Here is a 12,669-nt window from a genome sequence, read left to right on the forward strand (position 1 = left end):
TGATCGCCCCGCTCAACCGCCCTTGCTCTTCTTGATCTGCTCTTCGAACGCGATATCCAGCTTGCTCGCTTTACGCGGCTTCGGCGGTCCGAACCCATCGACGAATTTGACGAAGTCGTCGAGCGTCAGCGGATCGGAGACTTTCTTGTCGGTACCGCTCGATTTGTCGACCAGATAGAACAGGCCCCCGGAAAGGCTGATCGCGGCGAACTGTGGATTGCCGCTGCGGGTTTTCAACCGCTCGACGGCGTGGATGGCTCGGGTGGTGCGCATGATGTGGGAGACGGCTAGCTGAAGGGTTGCACTTTAACAGCAGACAGTGGCATGCCGGATTGTTGACGATTTTTTTGGCGGGTAATCGCGCTGTTTCCGGCGGCTATTCGAGCGCTGTACGATTTTTTGATACGTTCAATAGAAATCGTACAGACATGCTCAGCCGCACGCCCACTGCACGACCATCAATGCAGTATAGAGCGTGCGGACCGCCCGACTGGCGCGTCCGGGCGGTGCGGCTACCTGGATGCGGCTATCTTACTGGCTCAAATAAACAAACTTGCCGTTCTTGATCACGCCCATCACACTCGCCCGCTGATCCAACCCCACGTGATCCTTCGGGCTCGTGTTGACCACACCGTTCGGCACGACCAGTTCATGCGCGTGCTCCAGTTCGTCACGCAGCGCGGTGCGGAACGCCGGCGTGCCCGGCTGCGCCGTCTTCAACGCGCGGGCTACGGCGTCCTGCAAACGCGGAAACACGCCCGCTGCATCGCCAGCGAATTGCGTGACACTCCCCGGACCGTACTTCGCTTCGTATTCGTTTGTGAAAGCGAGCGCCGCCTTCCTCGCCGGATGATCGGCCGGCAGCGTGCGCGCCACCACGACCGGCTGCGTCGGGAACAGCGTGCCCTCCACGTCCTTGCCGCCCAGCTTGATGAACTCCGGCGTCGCGATGCCGTGCGTCTGATAGATTGGACCTTTGAAGCCGCGCTCGATCAGCGTGCGCTGCGGCAGCACGGTCGGCGTGCCGGCGCCGGCGATCAGAATCGCGTCCGGCCTGGCGGCCATCAGCTTTAGAATCTGGCCGGTGACGCTCGCGTCGGTGCGGTTGTAGCGCTCGGTGGCCACCAACTGGATATGACGCAGCGCCGCGAACTTGCTGAACTCGTTGAGCCAGCTTTCGCCGTAGCCGTCCGCGAAACCGATGAAGCCCACCGTCTTCACGTTGTGGTTCGACATGTAGCGCGTCATCACGTCGGCCATCGCGCTGTCGGTCTGCGCCATCTTGTAGGCCCACACCTTCTTGCCTTCCTGCGGCTCCACGACGCTTGCCGAGCCGATCAGCGTGATCATCGGCGTCTGGCTCTCGGCGACCGGATCGAGCGCGGCCATTGCCGCCGGCGTGATGTTCGGGCCGACGATCACGTCCACATGATCCTCGTTGATCAGCTTGCGGATGTTGCGCACGGCGGCGCCGGGGTCGGAGGCGTCATCGAGAAAGATGTAGTCGGCTTTCTGGCCGGCGATCGTGGCAGGCCACATCAGCATCGCGTTCTTGCTGGTGATGCCGATCACAGCCGCCGGGCCGGTGCTCGACAGATCGATGCCGACCTTGATGTCAGCGTGTGCAGCGGTGGCGAGCAACAGCGCGCCAAAACCTAAAGCGGCGGTGAGGCCGCTGAATTTTTTCTTATACGACGTCATCGAAGGGTCTCCGTAGCGAGAAGCGGTAGTGGTATCAAAGTTCGTAGCTTTCGTGTTCGCCCTTGAGCGCCTGCTCGATCAGCTTGCGGTTCATGCTCGGCGACAACAGCTCGACGAGCGTATACACATAGCTGCGCAGATAGGCGCCCTGTTTCAGCGCGACTCGCGTCACATTGCTGCCGAACAGGTGGCCGACGGGCATGGCGCGCAAATGGCGGTCGCGCTCGGCGTTGAACGCGATATCCGCCATGATGCCGACGCCGAGACCCAGTTCCACATAGGTCTTGATCACGTCGGCATCGATTGCCTCGAGCACGATGTCGGGATGCAGTCCGCGCAGGCGGAACGCCTCATTGATCTTGGTGCGGCCGGCGAACGCGTTGTCGTAGGTGATCAGCGGATACTGGGTCAGATCATCCAGCGACAAAAGTTTGCGGTCGAGCAGCGGATGATCCGGTTGCATCACAGCGACGTGGTGCCACTGGAAGCAAGGCAGCGAGACCAGCTCCTTATAGTTGGCGATCGCTTCCGTGGCGATGCAGAGGTCGGCTTGGTCGTGCAGCACCATTTCGGCGACTTGGGTCGGGCTGCCTTGCAGAATCGAAAGGTGAACTTTGGGAAATCGCTTCTTGAATTCGGCGATGGCGGCCGGCAGCGAATAGCGCGCCTGCGTGTGGGTGGCGGCGATCACCAGATTGCCCTGATCCTGCGCCGCGTAATCTTTACCGACCCGTTTGAGGCTCTCCACCTCCTGCAGGATCTTCTCGACTGACTGCAAAATGATGCGTCCCGGCTCGGTCAACGAGCGCACGCGCTTGCCGTGGCGCGTGAAGATTTCCACGCCCAGCTCGTCTTCCAGCTCGATGATTGCCTTGGAAACGCCCGGCTGGCTAGTAAACAGCGCCTTGGCGGCCTCGGTCAAATTGAAGTTCTGCCGCACAGCCTCGCGGACGAAGCGGAATTGGTGCAGGTTCATATATAACCTCTCCGCATATCAAAAGAATTTTTTAGTCGTTTGAAATATAAGGGCAGTTTATTACGATCTGTCCATCTTTTTCAATATGGATATCTGTATTTGTCATAAGCAAATGAGCGATGGGTCTAAACGTTCATGGGCGGATGGTGACAAACAGGGTGTCCAGGGCGCGGCGAAACCGGATCACCGCGTATCACTTGCAAAAAAATTGGGGTCCCCGAATGTACCAATACGATCAGTACGACCAGACCATCGTCGATGAACGGGTCGCGCAGTACGCCGATCAGGTTCGCCGCCGCTTGTCGGGCGAATTGAGCGAAGAGGAGTTCCGTCCGCTGCGCCTGCAGAACGGCCTGTACTACCAGCGCCACGCGTACATGCACCGCATCGCGATTCCGTACGGCAACCTGCGCAGCGACCAGATGCGCGTGCTCGCGCAGATCGCGCGCGAACACGACCGCGGTTACGGCCATTTCTCGACGCGCTCAAACATCCAGTACAACTGGATCAAGCTCGAAGAAACGCCGGAAATCCTGCGCAAGCTCGCCGCGGTGCAAATGCACGGCATTCAGACCTCGGGCAACTGCATCCGCAACATCACCGCTGACCAGTTCGCCGGCGTCGCGCCGGATGAAGTCGTCGATCCGCGTCCGTGGGCCGAAATTCTGCGTCAATGGTCGACGTTCCACCCGGAATTCGCGTGGCTGCCGCGCAAGTTCAAGATCGCCGTGTCGGGTTCGAAGGAAGACCGCGCTGCCGTGCAGATTCACGACATGGGCGTGTATCTCCGGAAAAACGAGCAGGGCGAGCTGGTGGCCGATATCCTGGCGGGCGGCGGCATGGGCCGTACGCCGATCATCGGTGCGATCATCCGCCGCGATCTGCCTTGGCAACATCTGCTGACGTATTGCGAAGCCGTGCTGCGCGTGTACAACCGCTACGGCCGTCGCGACAACATGTACAAGGCGCGTATCAAGATTCTCGTGAAGGCGTTGAGCCCGGAGAAATTCTCGGCGCAAGTCGAAGAAGAATGGCAACACCTGAAGGACGGTCCTTCGACGCTCACGCAAGCCGAAGTGGATCGCGTGTCGCAGTACTTCCAGCCGCCGGTGTACGAAAAGCTCGCGGATACGGACGCTTCGTTCGAAAAGCATCTGCTGGAAAACCGCGCGTTTGCCCGTTGGGTCGAGCGCAACGTGCGTCCGCACAAGGTGTCGGGCTACTCGTCGGTCACCTTGTCCTTGAAGCCGACCACGATCGCTCCGGGCGATGCAACCGATACGCAGATGGAAGCCGTCGCCGATTGGGCCGACGAGTACTCGCTGGGCGAAATCCGCGTGTCGCACGAACAGAACCTGATCCTCGCCAACGTGAAGAAGCGTGACCTGTTCGCGCTGTGGGAAAAGGCCAAGGCGCAAGGTTTCGCGACGCCGAATATCGGCTTGCTGACCGACATCATCGCGTGCCCTGGCGGCGATTTCTGCTCGCTCGCGAATGCGAAGTCCATTCCGATCGCGCTGGCCATTCAGGAACGCTTCAACGATCTGGACTACGTGTACGACCTCGGCGACGTTTCGCTAAACATCTCGGGCTGTATCAATGCTTGCGGTCACCACCACGTCGGCAACATCGGCATTCTGGGCGTCGATAAGGACGGCTCGGAGTGGTATCAGGTGACGCTCGGCGGCGAGCAGGGCACGGGCGCTACCGGCGCTCACCTCGGCCGCGTGATCGGCCCGTCGTTCTCGGCGGAAGAAATGCCGGACGTGATGAGCAAGGTGATCGATACGTTCGTGGAAAACCGCCACGAAGGCGAGCGCTTCATCGAAACGTACAACCGCATCGGCATCACCCCGTTCAAGGAACGTGTGTACGCCTCGCGTCAACCGGCTCACGCGTAACCGCGAAAAGGATACTGAACAGATGGCTTCTATCATCAAGAATCGCGCGATCGTCAACGATGACTGGACGGTCGTGCGCGCCGCGGAAGACGGTACGCTGCCAGCGGTGAACGAATTGCCCGCAGGCAAGGTGCTGGTGCCGCTCGCGTTGTGGCAGGCTGAACGCGATGCTTTGATCGCTTCGCGCAGCGCCGCTGAAATCGGCGTGTGGCTCGCGCCGGATAGCGAACCGGCGGATATCGTCGCCGACTTCGACAAGATCGCGCTGATCGGCGTGGACTTCCCGGTGTTTCGCGACGGCCGCGGCTACAGCATCGGCCGCCTGCTGCGCGAGCGCTATGGTTACAAGGGCGAACTGCGCGCGATCGGCGACGTGCTGCGCGATCAGTTGGCATTCATGTTCCGTTGCGGTTTCGACGCATATGCATTGCGCGCTGACAAAGACTTCGACGACGCGCTCAAAGCGTTCGACGAATTCAGCTTTAACTATCAGGGCGCGGTGAATTCGTCGCCGCTATTCCGCCGCCGTGAAGCGGGCGAACTGGCGAAGGCATCGGCATGAGCGAAGATCAAGCCCTTACGCCGGAACTCGCTGCGAAGGTCGAGCGCCTCGATGCGCTGCTCGACTCGATCGCCGCGCGTCACGAGAACGTGAAACTCGCCAGCAGCCTCGCAGCGGAAGACATGCTGCTCACGCACGCGATCCTCTCGCGCGGCGTGAAGATCGGCATCTTCTCGCTAAACACCGGCCGTTTGCATGCGGAAACGCTCGGCATGCTCGATCGCGTGAAAGAGCGCTACGGCTACGACATCGAACAGTTTCATCCGCAAGCCGCGGCGGTCGAGGAATACGTCGGCTCGCACGGTCTGAACGCGTTCTATGAAAGCGTCGATCTGCGCAAGCGCTGCTGCGAAATCCGCAAGGTCGAGCCATTGAACCGCGCGTTGTCGGATGTGAGCGCATGGGTCACGGGTCAACGTCGCGAGCAGTCGGTGACGCGCGCCGAGTTGCATGCGGAAGAACACGACGCCGCGCGCAACATCGCCAAGTTCAATCCGCTGACCGACTGGACCGAGGCCGAAGTGTGGGCCTATCTGAAAGCGTTCGACGTGCCCGTCAATCCGCTGCATGCACGCGGTTACCCGAGCATCGGCTGCGAACCGTGTACGCGCGCCGTGCGCCCCGGTGAAGATAGCCGGGCAGGGCGCTGGTGGTGGGAGTCGCGCGATACGAAGGAATGCGGACTGCACATCACGACGATTACGCCGATCGCGGTCGATCGCAGCGCAAACGCCTCGGCCTGAAGTTTGAGCGAACGGGCCTTGGTTTTCGGCCCGAACACCGCACATACCGATTTGAATACCTCCGCGACGCGAGCAACCGCTTGCGACACGAACCAACGAAGGACCCAGATATGAGCACCACGCTCGATTCCGCTGTGAACGCACCGCTCGCCAACACGGCAAACCGTATGGATCACCTCGACTGGCTCGAAGCCGAGTCGATTCACATCCTGCGCGAACTGGTCGCTGAATGCAGCAAGCCCGCGCTGCTGTTTTCGGGCGGCAAGGATTCGGTCGTGGTGCTGCACCTCGCGTTGAAGGCCTTCGGCATCGGCGCGAATCGCAAGACCGTGCTGCCGTTCCCGCTCGTGCATATCGACACCGGTCACAACTACGAGGAAGTGATCGACTTCCGCGATCGTCGCGCGAAAGAGATCGGCGCTGAGCTCGTGGTGGGTCATGTGGAAGATTCGATCAAACGGGGCACGGTGCGTCTGCGTCGTGAGCTGGATTCGCGCAACGCCGCGCAAGCCGTGACGCTGCTCGAAACCATCGAAGAATATGGCTACACCGCGCTGATCGGCGGCGCGCGCCGCGACGAGGAAAAGGCCCGTGCGAAAGAGCGGATTTTCTCGTTCCGCGACGAATTCGGCCAATGGGATCCGAAGGCACAGCGCCCGGAACTGTGGAGCCTGTATAACGCGCGTCTGCATAACGGCGAACATCTGCGTGTGTTCCCGATTTCGAACTGGACCGAACTCGACGTGTGGCAGTACATCGCTCGCGAACAGCTCGAACTGCCGTCGATCTACTACGCGCATCAGCGTGAGATCGTGCGCCGCAATGGCCTGCTCGTGCCGGTTACGCCGCTCACCCCCAAGCGTGAAGGCGAAGTCAGCGAAACGGCGCTGGTGCGCTTCCGTACCGTTGGCGACATTAGCTGCACGTGCCCGGTGGAAAGCGATGCGGACGACCTCGAGAAGATCATCGCCGAAACGGCCGTGACGGAAATCACGGAGCGCGGCGCGACGCGGATGGACGATCAGGTCTCCGAAGCCGCGATGGAACAGCGTAAGAAGCAAGGTTATTTCTAAGCACACGAACGAGGGTAAAGCAATCATGAGCGGTATTCACCAACCAGAAGACCTCGGCGTGCTGCGTTTCATTACCGCGGGCAGCGTCGACGATGGCAAGAGCACGTTGATCGGCCGCCTGCTGTACGACAGCAAGGCTGTGCTTTCAGACCAGCTCTCGGCACTGTCGCGCGCGAAGAATAAGCGTACCGTCGGCGACGAAATCGATCTGTCGCTGCTGACGGACGGCCTCGAAGCTGAGCGTGAGCAAGGCATCACGATCGACGTCGCGTACCGTTACTTCGCGACCGCGAAGCGCAAGTTCATCATCGCCGATACGCCGGGCCACGAGCAGTACACGCGCAACATGGTGACGGGTGCGTCGACCGCGCACGCGGCGATCATTCTCGTCGACGCGACGCGTGTGACGTTCGTGGATGGCGTGGCGCAATTGCTGCCGCAAACCAAGCGTCATAGCGCGATCGTCAAGCTGCTCGGTTTGCAGCACGCGATTGTCGCGATCAACAAGATGGACCTGGTCGATTACAGCGAACAGCGTTTCAACGAGATTCGCGACGCGTATGTCGAACTCGCGCGTCAATTGGGTTTGAACGATGTGCGCTTCGTGCCGGTGTCGGCGCTCAAGGGCGACAACATCGTGACGGCGAGCGAAAGCATGCCGTGGTACGCGGGCGAACCGCTGCTGGACCTGCTCGAAGCGTTGCCGGTCGAAGTGCCGACGGGTCAGGCGCTGCGTTTCCCGGTGCAGTGGGTGGCGCGTCAGGATGGCAGCCAGGCCGACGATTTCCGCGGCTACATGGGCCGTGTCGAAGCCGGCGAAGTAAAGCTCGGCGATACGATCGTCGTGCTGCCGGCCAATCGTGAAGCAACGGTTGCCGAGATCATTGCGCCGGTGCCTGGCGGCACGGCTGCGGTGGACCGCGCGTTCGCGGGTCAAACGGTGACCATCCGTCTCGCGGAAGATGTGGACGTGTCGCGCGGCGACACCTTCGTGCTGCGTGAAGCGGCGCCGGAGCCGGCGAAGAAGCTTGAGGCCGACTTGTGCTGGTTCGACGACACGCCGCTGTCGACGCAACGCAAGTATCTGTTGAAGCAGACCACCAATACGGTGTTCGCGCGGATCGGTGCGATCAAGGAAGTGCTCGATGTGCACACGCTGTCGCAAGCGACCGATCGCAAGGAACTGACGATGAACGACATCGGCCGCGTGGCGCTGACGTTGCAGAAGCCGCTGGTGTGCGATGTGTATGACTCGCATCAGGGCACGGGTGCGTTTGTGCTGATCGATGAGGCGACGCATCACACCGTTGCGGCTGGGATGATTCGGGCGTTTTCTGCGTAAGCGGGCGAGGGCGCATGGCGACGCAATACTGCGTCGCTCGCGCCCCAACCAACAGGTTGATTCAAATGGGTAAGGTTTATCTGATCGGCGCGGGGCCCGGCGCTGCGGACCTGATTACGGTACGCGGCGCGCGCCTGCTCGGCACCGCCGACGTGGTATTGCACGACGCGCTGGTCGAACCGGCCATGCTCGATTACGCGCCTGCGCATGCGCGGCGGATTGCGGTGGGTAAGCGCTGCGGGCAATTGTCGACAGCCCAGCAATTCATCAACAAGCAGATCGTCGACGCCGCTTTGGAGCACGACGTAGTGGTACGCCTGAAAGGCGGCGACCCGATGCTGTTCGGCCGCGCCGACGAAGAAATGCGGGCGCTGGAAGCGGCCGGTATCGACTATGAAGTGGTGCCTGGAATCACCGCTGCGCTGGCGAGCGCGGCGTCGTTGAAACGCTCGTTGACACTGCGAGGTGTATCGCGCAGTGTCGCGCTGGCCACGTTCAGCCGTGCGCCGGGTTCCGATGAGATTCGTGAACAGGTGAATGCGGACTCGCTCGTGTTTTACATGGGCCGCGATAGCGGCGTCGAGATCGCGCAGCAGTTGATCGATGCCGGCAAGCCGGTTGCCACGCCGGTGGCGATTGTCGAAGCTTGCAGCACCGAGCGCGAGCGCATGCTGACGCTCACACTCGAAGAACTCGCAGCCGGCGACGCGCAGCGCTGGGTCGATGCATCGCAGCCGAGCCTGCTGATGATCGGCGACGCGTTTGCCGAGCGGCGGCTCGACGTGGTGCGTGCGGCGGACGGGATGCGGGTCGCCGCGTAAGCCATCGTCCCCGTAATCAGCCCCGCAGCTCCCCCGGCCCTTTTCCTGTCCAGCGCTTGAGTGCCCGCCGGAAATTCGCCGCGTCGCTGAAGCCGAGCAGCATCGCGATATCGTCGGTGCTCATCTTCGTGGTCTTCAGATATTCGGTGGCAAGCGAACAGCGCACGTCGTCGACGATTGCGACGAACGACGTGCCTTCGCTCTCCAGCCGCCGTCGTAACGTGCGGCTCGTCATCTTCAATGCTTGCGCGGCTTCTTCCATCCCCGGAAATTCGCCGGGCTTGCGCATCAGCATCTGATACACCTCCCCCGATACGCCGACCGAAGTCTTTGCCTGCCCGATCAACCGATCGCAGGTTTCCTGCAATAACGTGGCGGTGAGCCGATGCGCGAGCTGCGGCTTCTGCTCGAGAATGCTGCTGTCGTAATGAAGCTCGCATTGCGGCTGATCGAAATTGCACGGACAGCCGAGGTACTCGCTGTAGACGTCCGCATGCGCGGGCGCCGGATACGAAAAGCAGGCTTTGGTCGGCGGACAGCTTCGGCCTGCAACGTCCTGAAGATGCGTGACGTGCTGCATGAACTGTTGTTCAAGCAGGAACTGGCGCAGTTCGGGCGACGGACCGGAGATGAACGCGTCCGGAAAGGTCCAGATGCCTTCGTCCGGATATTCGGTCCATTCGATCGTGAGCGTCGGCGTTGCGAGCTGGTGATACTTCACGCCCAGCCGGAAGTAATCGCGCAACGACAGGCAAGACATCAGCGCATAGCCGTACATCCCGTACGCGGACAGATGCAGACGCGAGCCGGTGATGAACGGCGTCGCCGGACTGCATGACAGCAGGATCGCATTGCGGCACACGGCCATGTACTGCCGCACCGAAGTCAGCGCCGCTGCATCGTTGATCCGCTCGGCGTCCACACCGCTGCCTTTCAGGCAGTCCTCGGGCGCAATGCCCTGTTCGGCGAGCACTTCGACCAGGGCGGCGATCTTGTACGGCGCGTAAATTCGCTCGTTCTGCAACGGCAACTTCGACGGCATGGCTTTACCTCAGATTGTCCCGGAACAACATCCGCATGTCCGAAAATGACCTTACGGGCAGCATCGTATCTCACTAACATCGGTATCACAACAGGCAGTCCATTCGTGGATCGCCGCCGATAAGGAGACACCCTTGCTCAACCGCAAAGTCATTATTTCCTGCGCAGTGACCGGCGCGACGCATACGCCGTCGATGTCCGAATATCTCCCTCTGACGCCGGCGCAGATCGCCGCCCAGTCGATCGAAGCGGCCGAAGCCGGCGCCGCGATCCTGCATCTGCACGCACGTAATCCCGCCGACGGCAAACCCACGCCTTCGCCCGAAGTGTTCCGGCAATTCGTGCCCGCGATCGTCGAGGCCACCGACGCGGTCATCAACATCACGACCGGCGGCAGTACGCGCATGACGCTCGCCGACCGGCTCGCCTACCCGCGCCTCGCGAAGCCGGAAATGTGCTCGCTGAACATGGGCTCGATGAACTTCTCGATCCACCCGATCGCCGCGCGCATGCAGTCGTGGCGCTATGACTGGGAGAAGGACTACATCGAGGGGATGGAAGACACGATCTTCCGCAATACCTTCAAGGACATCAAAAGCATCCTGCTCGAACTGGGCGAGGCCGGCACACGCTTCGAGTTCGAATGCTACGACGTCGGGCATCTGTACAACCTTGCGCATTTCGTCGATCAGGGTTTGATCAAGCCGCCGTTCTTCATTCAATCGGTATTCGGCATTCTCGGCGGACTCGGCGCGGACCCCGAGAACATGACGGTGATGCGTTCGACCGCCGACCGGCTGTTCGGCCGCGAAAACTACCAGTTCTCGATTCTTGGCGCGGGCCGTCATCAGATGGCGTTCGTGACGATGGGCGCGATCATGGGCGGCAACGTGCGCGTGGGCCTCGAAGACAGCGTGTATCTGTCTAAGGGCGTGAAAGCGCAAAGCAACGCTCAACAGGTGCGCAAGATTCGCCGCATTCTCGAAGAGCTGTCGTTCGAGATCGCGACACCGGCCGAAGCGCGACAGATGCTCGGCCTCAAAGGCGCGGACAAGGTCAGCTTCTGAGCCGGTCCCCGCGCAAACCGCCGACCCGCTGAACCGGCGAGCCGGTCAAACCCAATCGATAAAAACAACAACACGCCTTCTTAGGTGGAGACATCATGACAACCCAGAGCGCCGGCCCTGCCGGCAACGCGCTGCACCGCATCGCGACGCATAAGGCGATGCTGAGACTGATCCCGCTGATGTGCGTGATCTATTTCATGTCGTACCTTGACCGCACCAACGTGTCGCTCGCGAAGGCGCGGCTCGCCGCCGATCTCGGCATCAACGCGGCCGCGTACGGTCTCGGTGCGGGCATCTTCTTCATCGGCTATGCGCTGCTCGAAGTGCCGAGCAATCTGGTCGCGCACCGGGTCGGGCCGCGTCGCTGGATCGCGCGGATCGCGATCACGTGGGGCGCGCTCTCCGCGTCGATGATGTTCGTGCAGGGCGAGTGGTCGTTCTATGCGATCCGCGTGCTGCTCGGCATCGCCGAAGCGGGTCTTTTCCCGGCGCTGATGTATATGGTGACGATGTGGTTCGCGCCGCAGGATCGCTCGGTGGCGGTGGGCTGGATTTACACCGCGCCGGCGCTTGCGCTCGTGATCGGCAATCCGCTGGGCGGCGCGTTCATGCAGATGGACGGCTTGGGCGGCCTGCACGGCTGGCAGTGGCTGTTCCTGCTCGAAGGCTTGCCGACCATCTTCGTAGGCGTGCTTCTGTGGTTCAAGCTGCCGGAAAAGCCGTCCGACGCAGGCTGGCTGTCGGCCGACGAAGCGCGTGCACTCGAAGCGCGCGCCGTGCCGGATGCCGCGCATCCGGGAATGTTCTCGCAAGACTGGGTCGCCGCGTTGAAGCGCCCGGCCACGCTGCTGATCGGCCTGATCTACTTTCTGAACCAGGTCGCGTTCGTCGGGCTCGTGTTCTTCACGCCCGCGATGATCCAGCAGATGCATGTGAAATCGCCGCTGATGATCGGCGTGTTGTCGAGCAGTGTCGGGATCGGCTTTCTGCTCGGCGTGCTGGTGCTGCCGCGCATTCATCGCCGGGTGACGAACGACTGTCTCTATCTGGGCGTGCTGACCCTGGGGCTGGTGACCAGCGCGATCCTGTTCATTTCGACGAGCGTGCTGTCGACACAACTCGTGCTGTTCGTGGCGACCGCGTTCTTCGCGGGCGGCGTGTTGCCGCTCTACTGGGCAATCGCGATGAAGCGGCTGCACGGCATCCAGGCCGCGGCGGGACTCGCGTTCATCAATACGATCGGTCTGATCGGCGGATTCGTCGGGCCGTATCTGTTCGGCCTCGCGGAAAGTGCGTCAGGTCATAGCGCGTCCGGCTTTTCGGTGGTCGTGGGCGCGTCGGTTCTCGGCCTGCTCCTCGTGCCTTTGCTCGCGAAGGCGATTCAGTCAGAGGGACGCGCGGCGAGCCTCGCCGAACCGCTGTTGAACACCGAGTCATAACTG

Annotated in this window: 12 protein-coding genes; 8 read left to right on the top strand and 4 right to left on the bottom strand. The window is 61.6% G+C overall.

Going from position 1 to position 12,669, the window contains the following annotated elements:
• Nucleotides 1-12: 12 nt before the first annotated feature.
• The 3 genes from B0G75_RS13550 to B0G75_RS13560 all read right to left on the bottom strand — a co-directional run bounded on the left by B0G75_RS13550 (nucleotide 13) and on the right by B0G75_RS13560 (nucleotide 2,677).
• Entirely contained in the window at nucleotides 13-273 is a 261-nt protein-coding gene (locus tag B0G75_RS13550) for a hypothetical protein (protein WP_012432018.1), read from the bottom strand.
• Between the two features lie 258 nt (nucleotides 274-531).
• Nucleotides 532-1,701, bottom strand: a complete 1,170-nt coding sequence (locus tag B0G75_RS13555; protein ID WP_106305916.1) for an ABC transporter substrate-binding protein — start codon at nucleotides 1,699-1,701, stop codon at nucleotides 532-534.
• Between the two features lie 34 nt (nucleotides 1,702-1,735).
• Nucleotides 1,736-2,677, bottom strand: a complete 942-nt coding sequence (locus B0G75_RS13560; RefSeq protein WP_106305919.1) for a CysB family HTH-type transcriptional regulator — start codon at nucleotides 2,675-2,677, stop codon at nucleotides 1,736-1,738.
• A 221-nt stretch (nucleotides 2,678-2,898) separates the two neighbouring features.
• Here B0G75_RS13560 and B0G75_RS13565 point away from each other — a divergent pair, with 221 nt between their 5' ends.
• From B0G75_RS13565 to cobA, 6 genes are all read left to right on the top strand, one after another.
• Entirely contained in the window at nucleotides 2,899-4,578 is a 1,680-nt protein-coding gene (locus B0G75_RS13565) for a nitrite/sulfite reductase (protein WP_106305922.1), read from the top strand.
• A gap of 22 nt (nucleotides 4,579-4,600) precedes the next feature.
• On the top strand, nucleotides 4,601-5,140 hold the full coding sequence (locus B0G75_RS13570) for a DUF934 domain-containing protein (RefSeq protein WP_106305925.1): 540 nt from the start codon (nucleotides 4,601-4,603) through the stop codon (nucleotides 5,138-5,140).
• Nucleotides 5,137-5,883, top strand: a complete 747-nt coding sequence (locus B0G75_RS13575) for a phosphoadenylyl-sulfate reductase (protein WP_012432023.1) — start codon at nucleotides 5,137-5,139, stop codon at nucleotides 5,881-5,883. The genes B0G75_RS13570 and B0G75_RS13575 overlap by 4 nt, the downstream gene beginning before the upstream one ends.
• Nucleotides 5,884-5,993: 110 nt before the next feature.
• Nucleotides 5,994-6,956: a sulfate adenylyltransferase subunit CysD gene (gene cysD / locus B0G75_RS13580; RefSeq protein WP_106305928.1), complete on the top strand. Its 963-nt coding sequence runs from the start codon at nucleotides 5,994-5,996 to the stop codon at nucleotides 6,954-6,956.
• 25 nt (nucleotides 6,957-6,981) lie between these two features.
• Nucleotides 6,982-8,298, top strand: a complete 1,317-nt coding sequence (locus B0G75_RS13585; RefSeq protein ID WP_011487103.1) for a sulfate adenylyltransferase subunit 1 — start codon at nucleotides 6,982-6,984, stop codon at nucleotides 8,296-8,298.
• A gap of 65 nt (nucleotides 8,299-8,363) precedes the next feature.
• Entirely contained in the window at nucleotides 8,364-9,119 is a 756-nt protein-coding gene (gene cobA, locus B0G75_RS13590; RefSeq protein WP_181309261.1) for a uroporphyrinogen-III C-methyltransferase, read from the top strand.
• Between the two features lie 16 nt (nucleotides 9,120-9,135).
• On the opposite strand, the gene B0G75_RS13595 is transcribed toward cobA, so the two are convergent.
• Complete coding sequence (locus tag B0G75_RS13595) at nucleotides 9,136-10,161, bottom strand: AraC family transcriptional regulator (RefSeq protein WP_106305934.1); 1,026 nt, start codon at nucleotides 10,159-10,161, stop codon at nucleotides 9,136-9,138.
• A 133-nt stretch (nucleotides 10,162-10,294) separates the two neighbouring features.
• Between B0G75_RS13595 and B0G75_RS13600 the strand changes: the two genes are divergently transcribed.
• Entirely contained in the window at nucleotides 10,295-11,227 is a 933-nt protein-coding gene (locus B0G75_RS13600) for a 3-keto-5-aminohexanoate cleavage protein (protein ID WP_106305937.1), read from the top strand.
• Nucleotides 11,228-11,322: 95 nt separating this feature from the next.
• Complete coding sequence (locus B0G75_RS13605; RefSeq protein ID WP_106305940.1) at nucleotides 11,323-12,666, top strand: MFS transporter; 1,344 nt, start codon at nucleotides 11,323-11,325, stop codon at nucleotides 12,664-12,666.
• The last annotated feature ends 3 nt before the right edge of the window (nucleotides 12,667-12,669 follow it).

The sequence above is a fragment of the Paraburkholderia sp. BL18I3N2 genome (genome assembly GCF_003001875.1).
Lineage (GTDB): Bacteria > Pseudomonadota > Gammaproteobacteria > Burkholderiales > Burkholderiaceae > Paraburkholderia > Paraburkholderia phytofirmans.

Excerpts from the sequence above, each read along its gene's own strand:
- B0G75_RS13570 (WP_106305925.1), top strand. The coding sequence starts at position 4,601 with ATGGCTTCTATCATCAAGAATCGCGCGATCGTCAACGATGACTGGACG.
- B0G75_RS13585 (WP_011487103.1), top strand. The coding sequence starts at position 6,982 with ATGAGCGGTATTCACCAACCAGAAGACCTCGGCGTGCTGCGTTTCATT.
- B0G75_RS13565 (WP_106305922.1), top strand. The coding sequence starts at position 2,899 with ATGTACCAATACGATCAGTACGACCAGACCATCGTCGATGAACGGGTC.
- B0G75_RS13550 (WP_012432018.1), bottom strand. The coding sequence starts at position 273 with ATGCGCACCACCCGAGCCATCCACGCCGTCGAGCGGTTGAAAACCCGC.
- B0G75_RS13575 (WP_012432023.1), top strand. The coding sequence starts at position 5,137 with ATGAGCGAAGATCAAGCCCTTACGCCGGAACTCGCTGCGAAGGTCGAG.
- cysD (WP_106305928.1), top strand. The coding sequence starts at position 5,994 with ATGAGCACCACGCTCGATTCCGCTGTGAACGCACCGCTCGCCAACACG.
- B0G75_RS13595 (WP_106305934.1), bottom strand. The coding sequence starts at position 10,161 with ATGCCGTCGAAGTTGCCGTTGCAGAACGAGCGAATTTACGCGCCGTAC.
- B0G75_RS13560 (WP_106305919.1), bottom strand. The coding sequence starts at position 2,677 with ATGAACCTGCACCAATTCCGCTTCGTCCGCGAGGCTGTGCGGCAGAAC.
- B0G75_RS13605 (WP_106305940.1), top strand. The coding sequence starts at position 11,323 with ATGACAACCCAGAGCGCCGGCCCTGCCGGCAACGCGCTGCACCGCATC.
- B0G75_RS13555 (WP_106305916.1), bottom strand. The coding sequence starts at position 1,701 with ATGACGTCGTATAAGAAAAAATTCAGCGGCCTCACCGCCGCTTTAGGT.
- cobA (WP_181309261.1), top strand. The coding sequence starts at position 8,364 with ATGGGTAAGGTTTATCTGATCGGCGCGGGGCCCGGCGCTGCGGACCTG.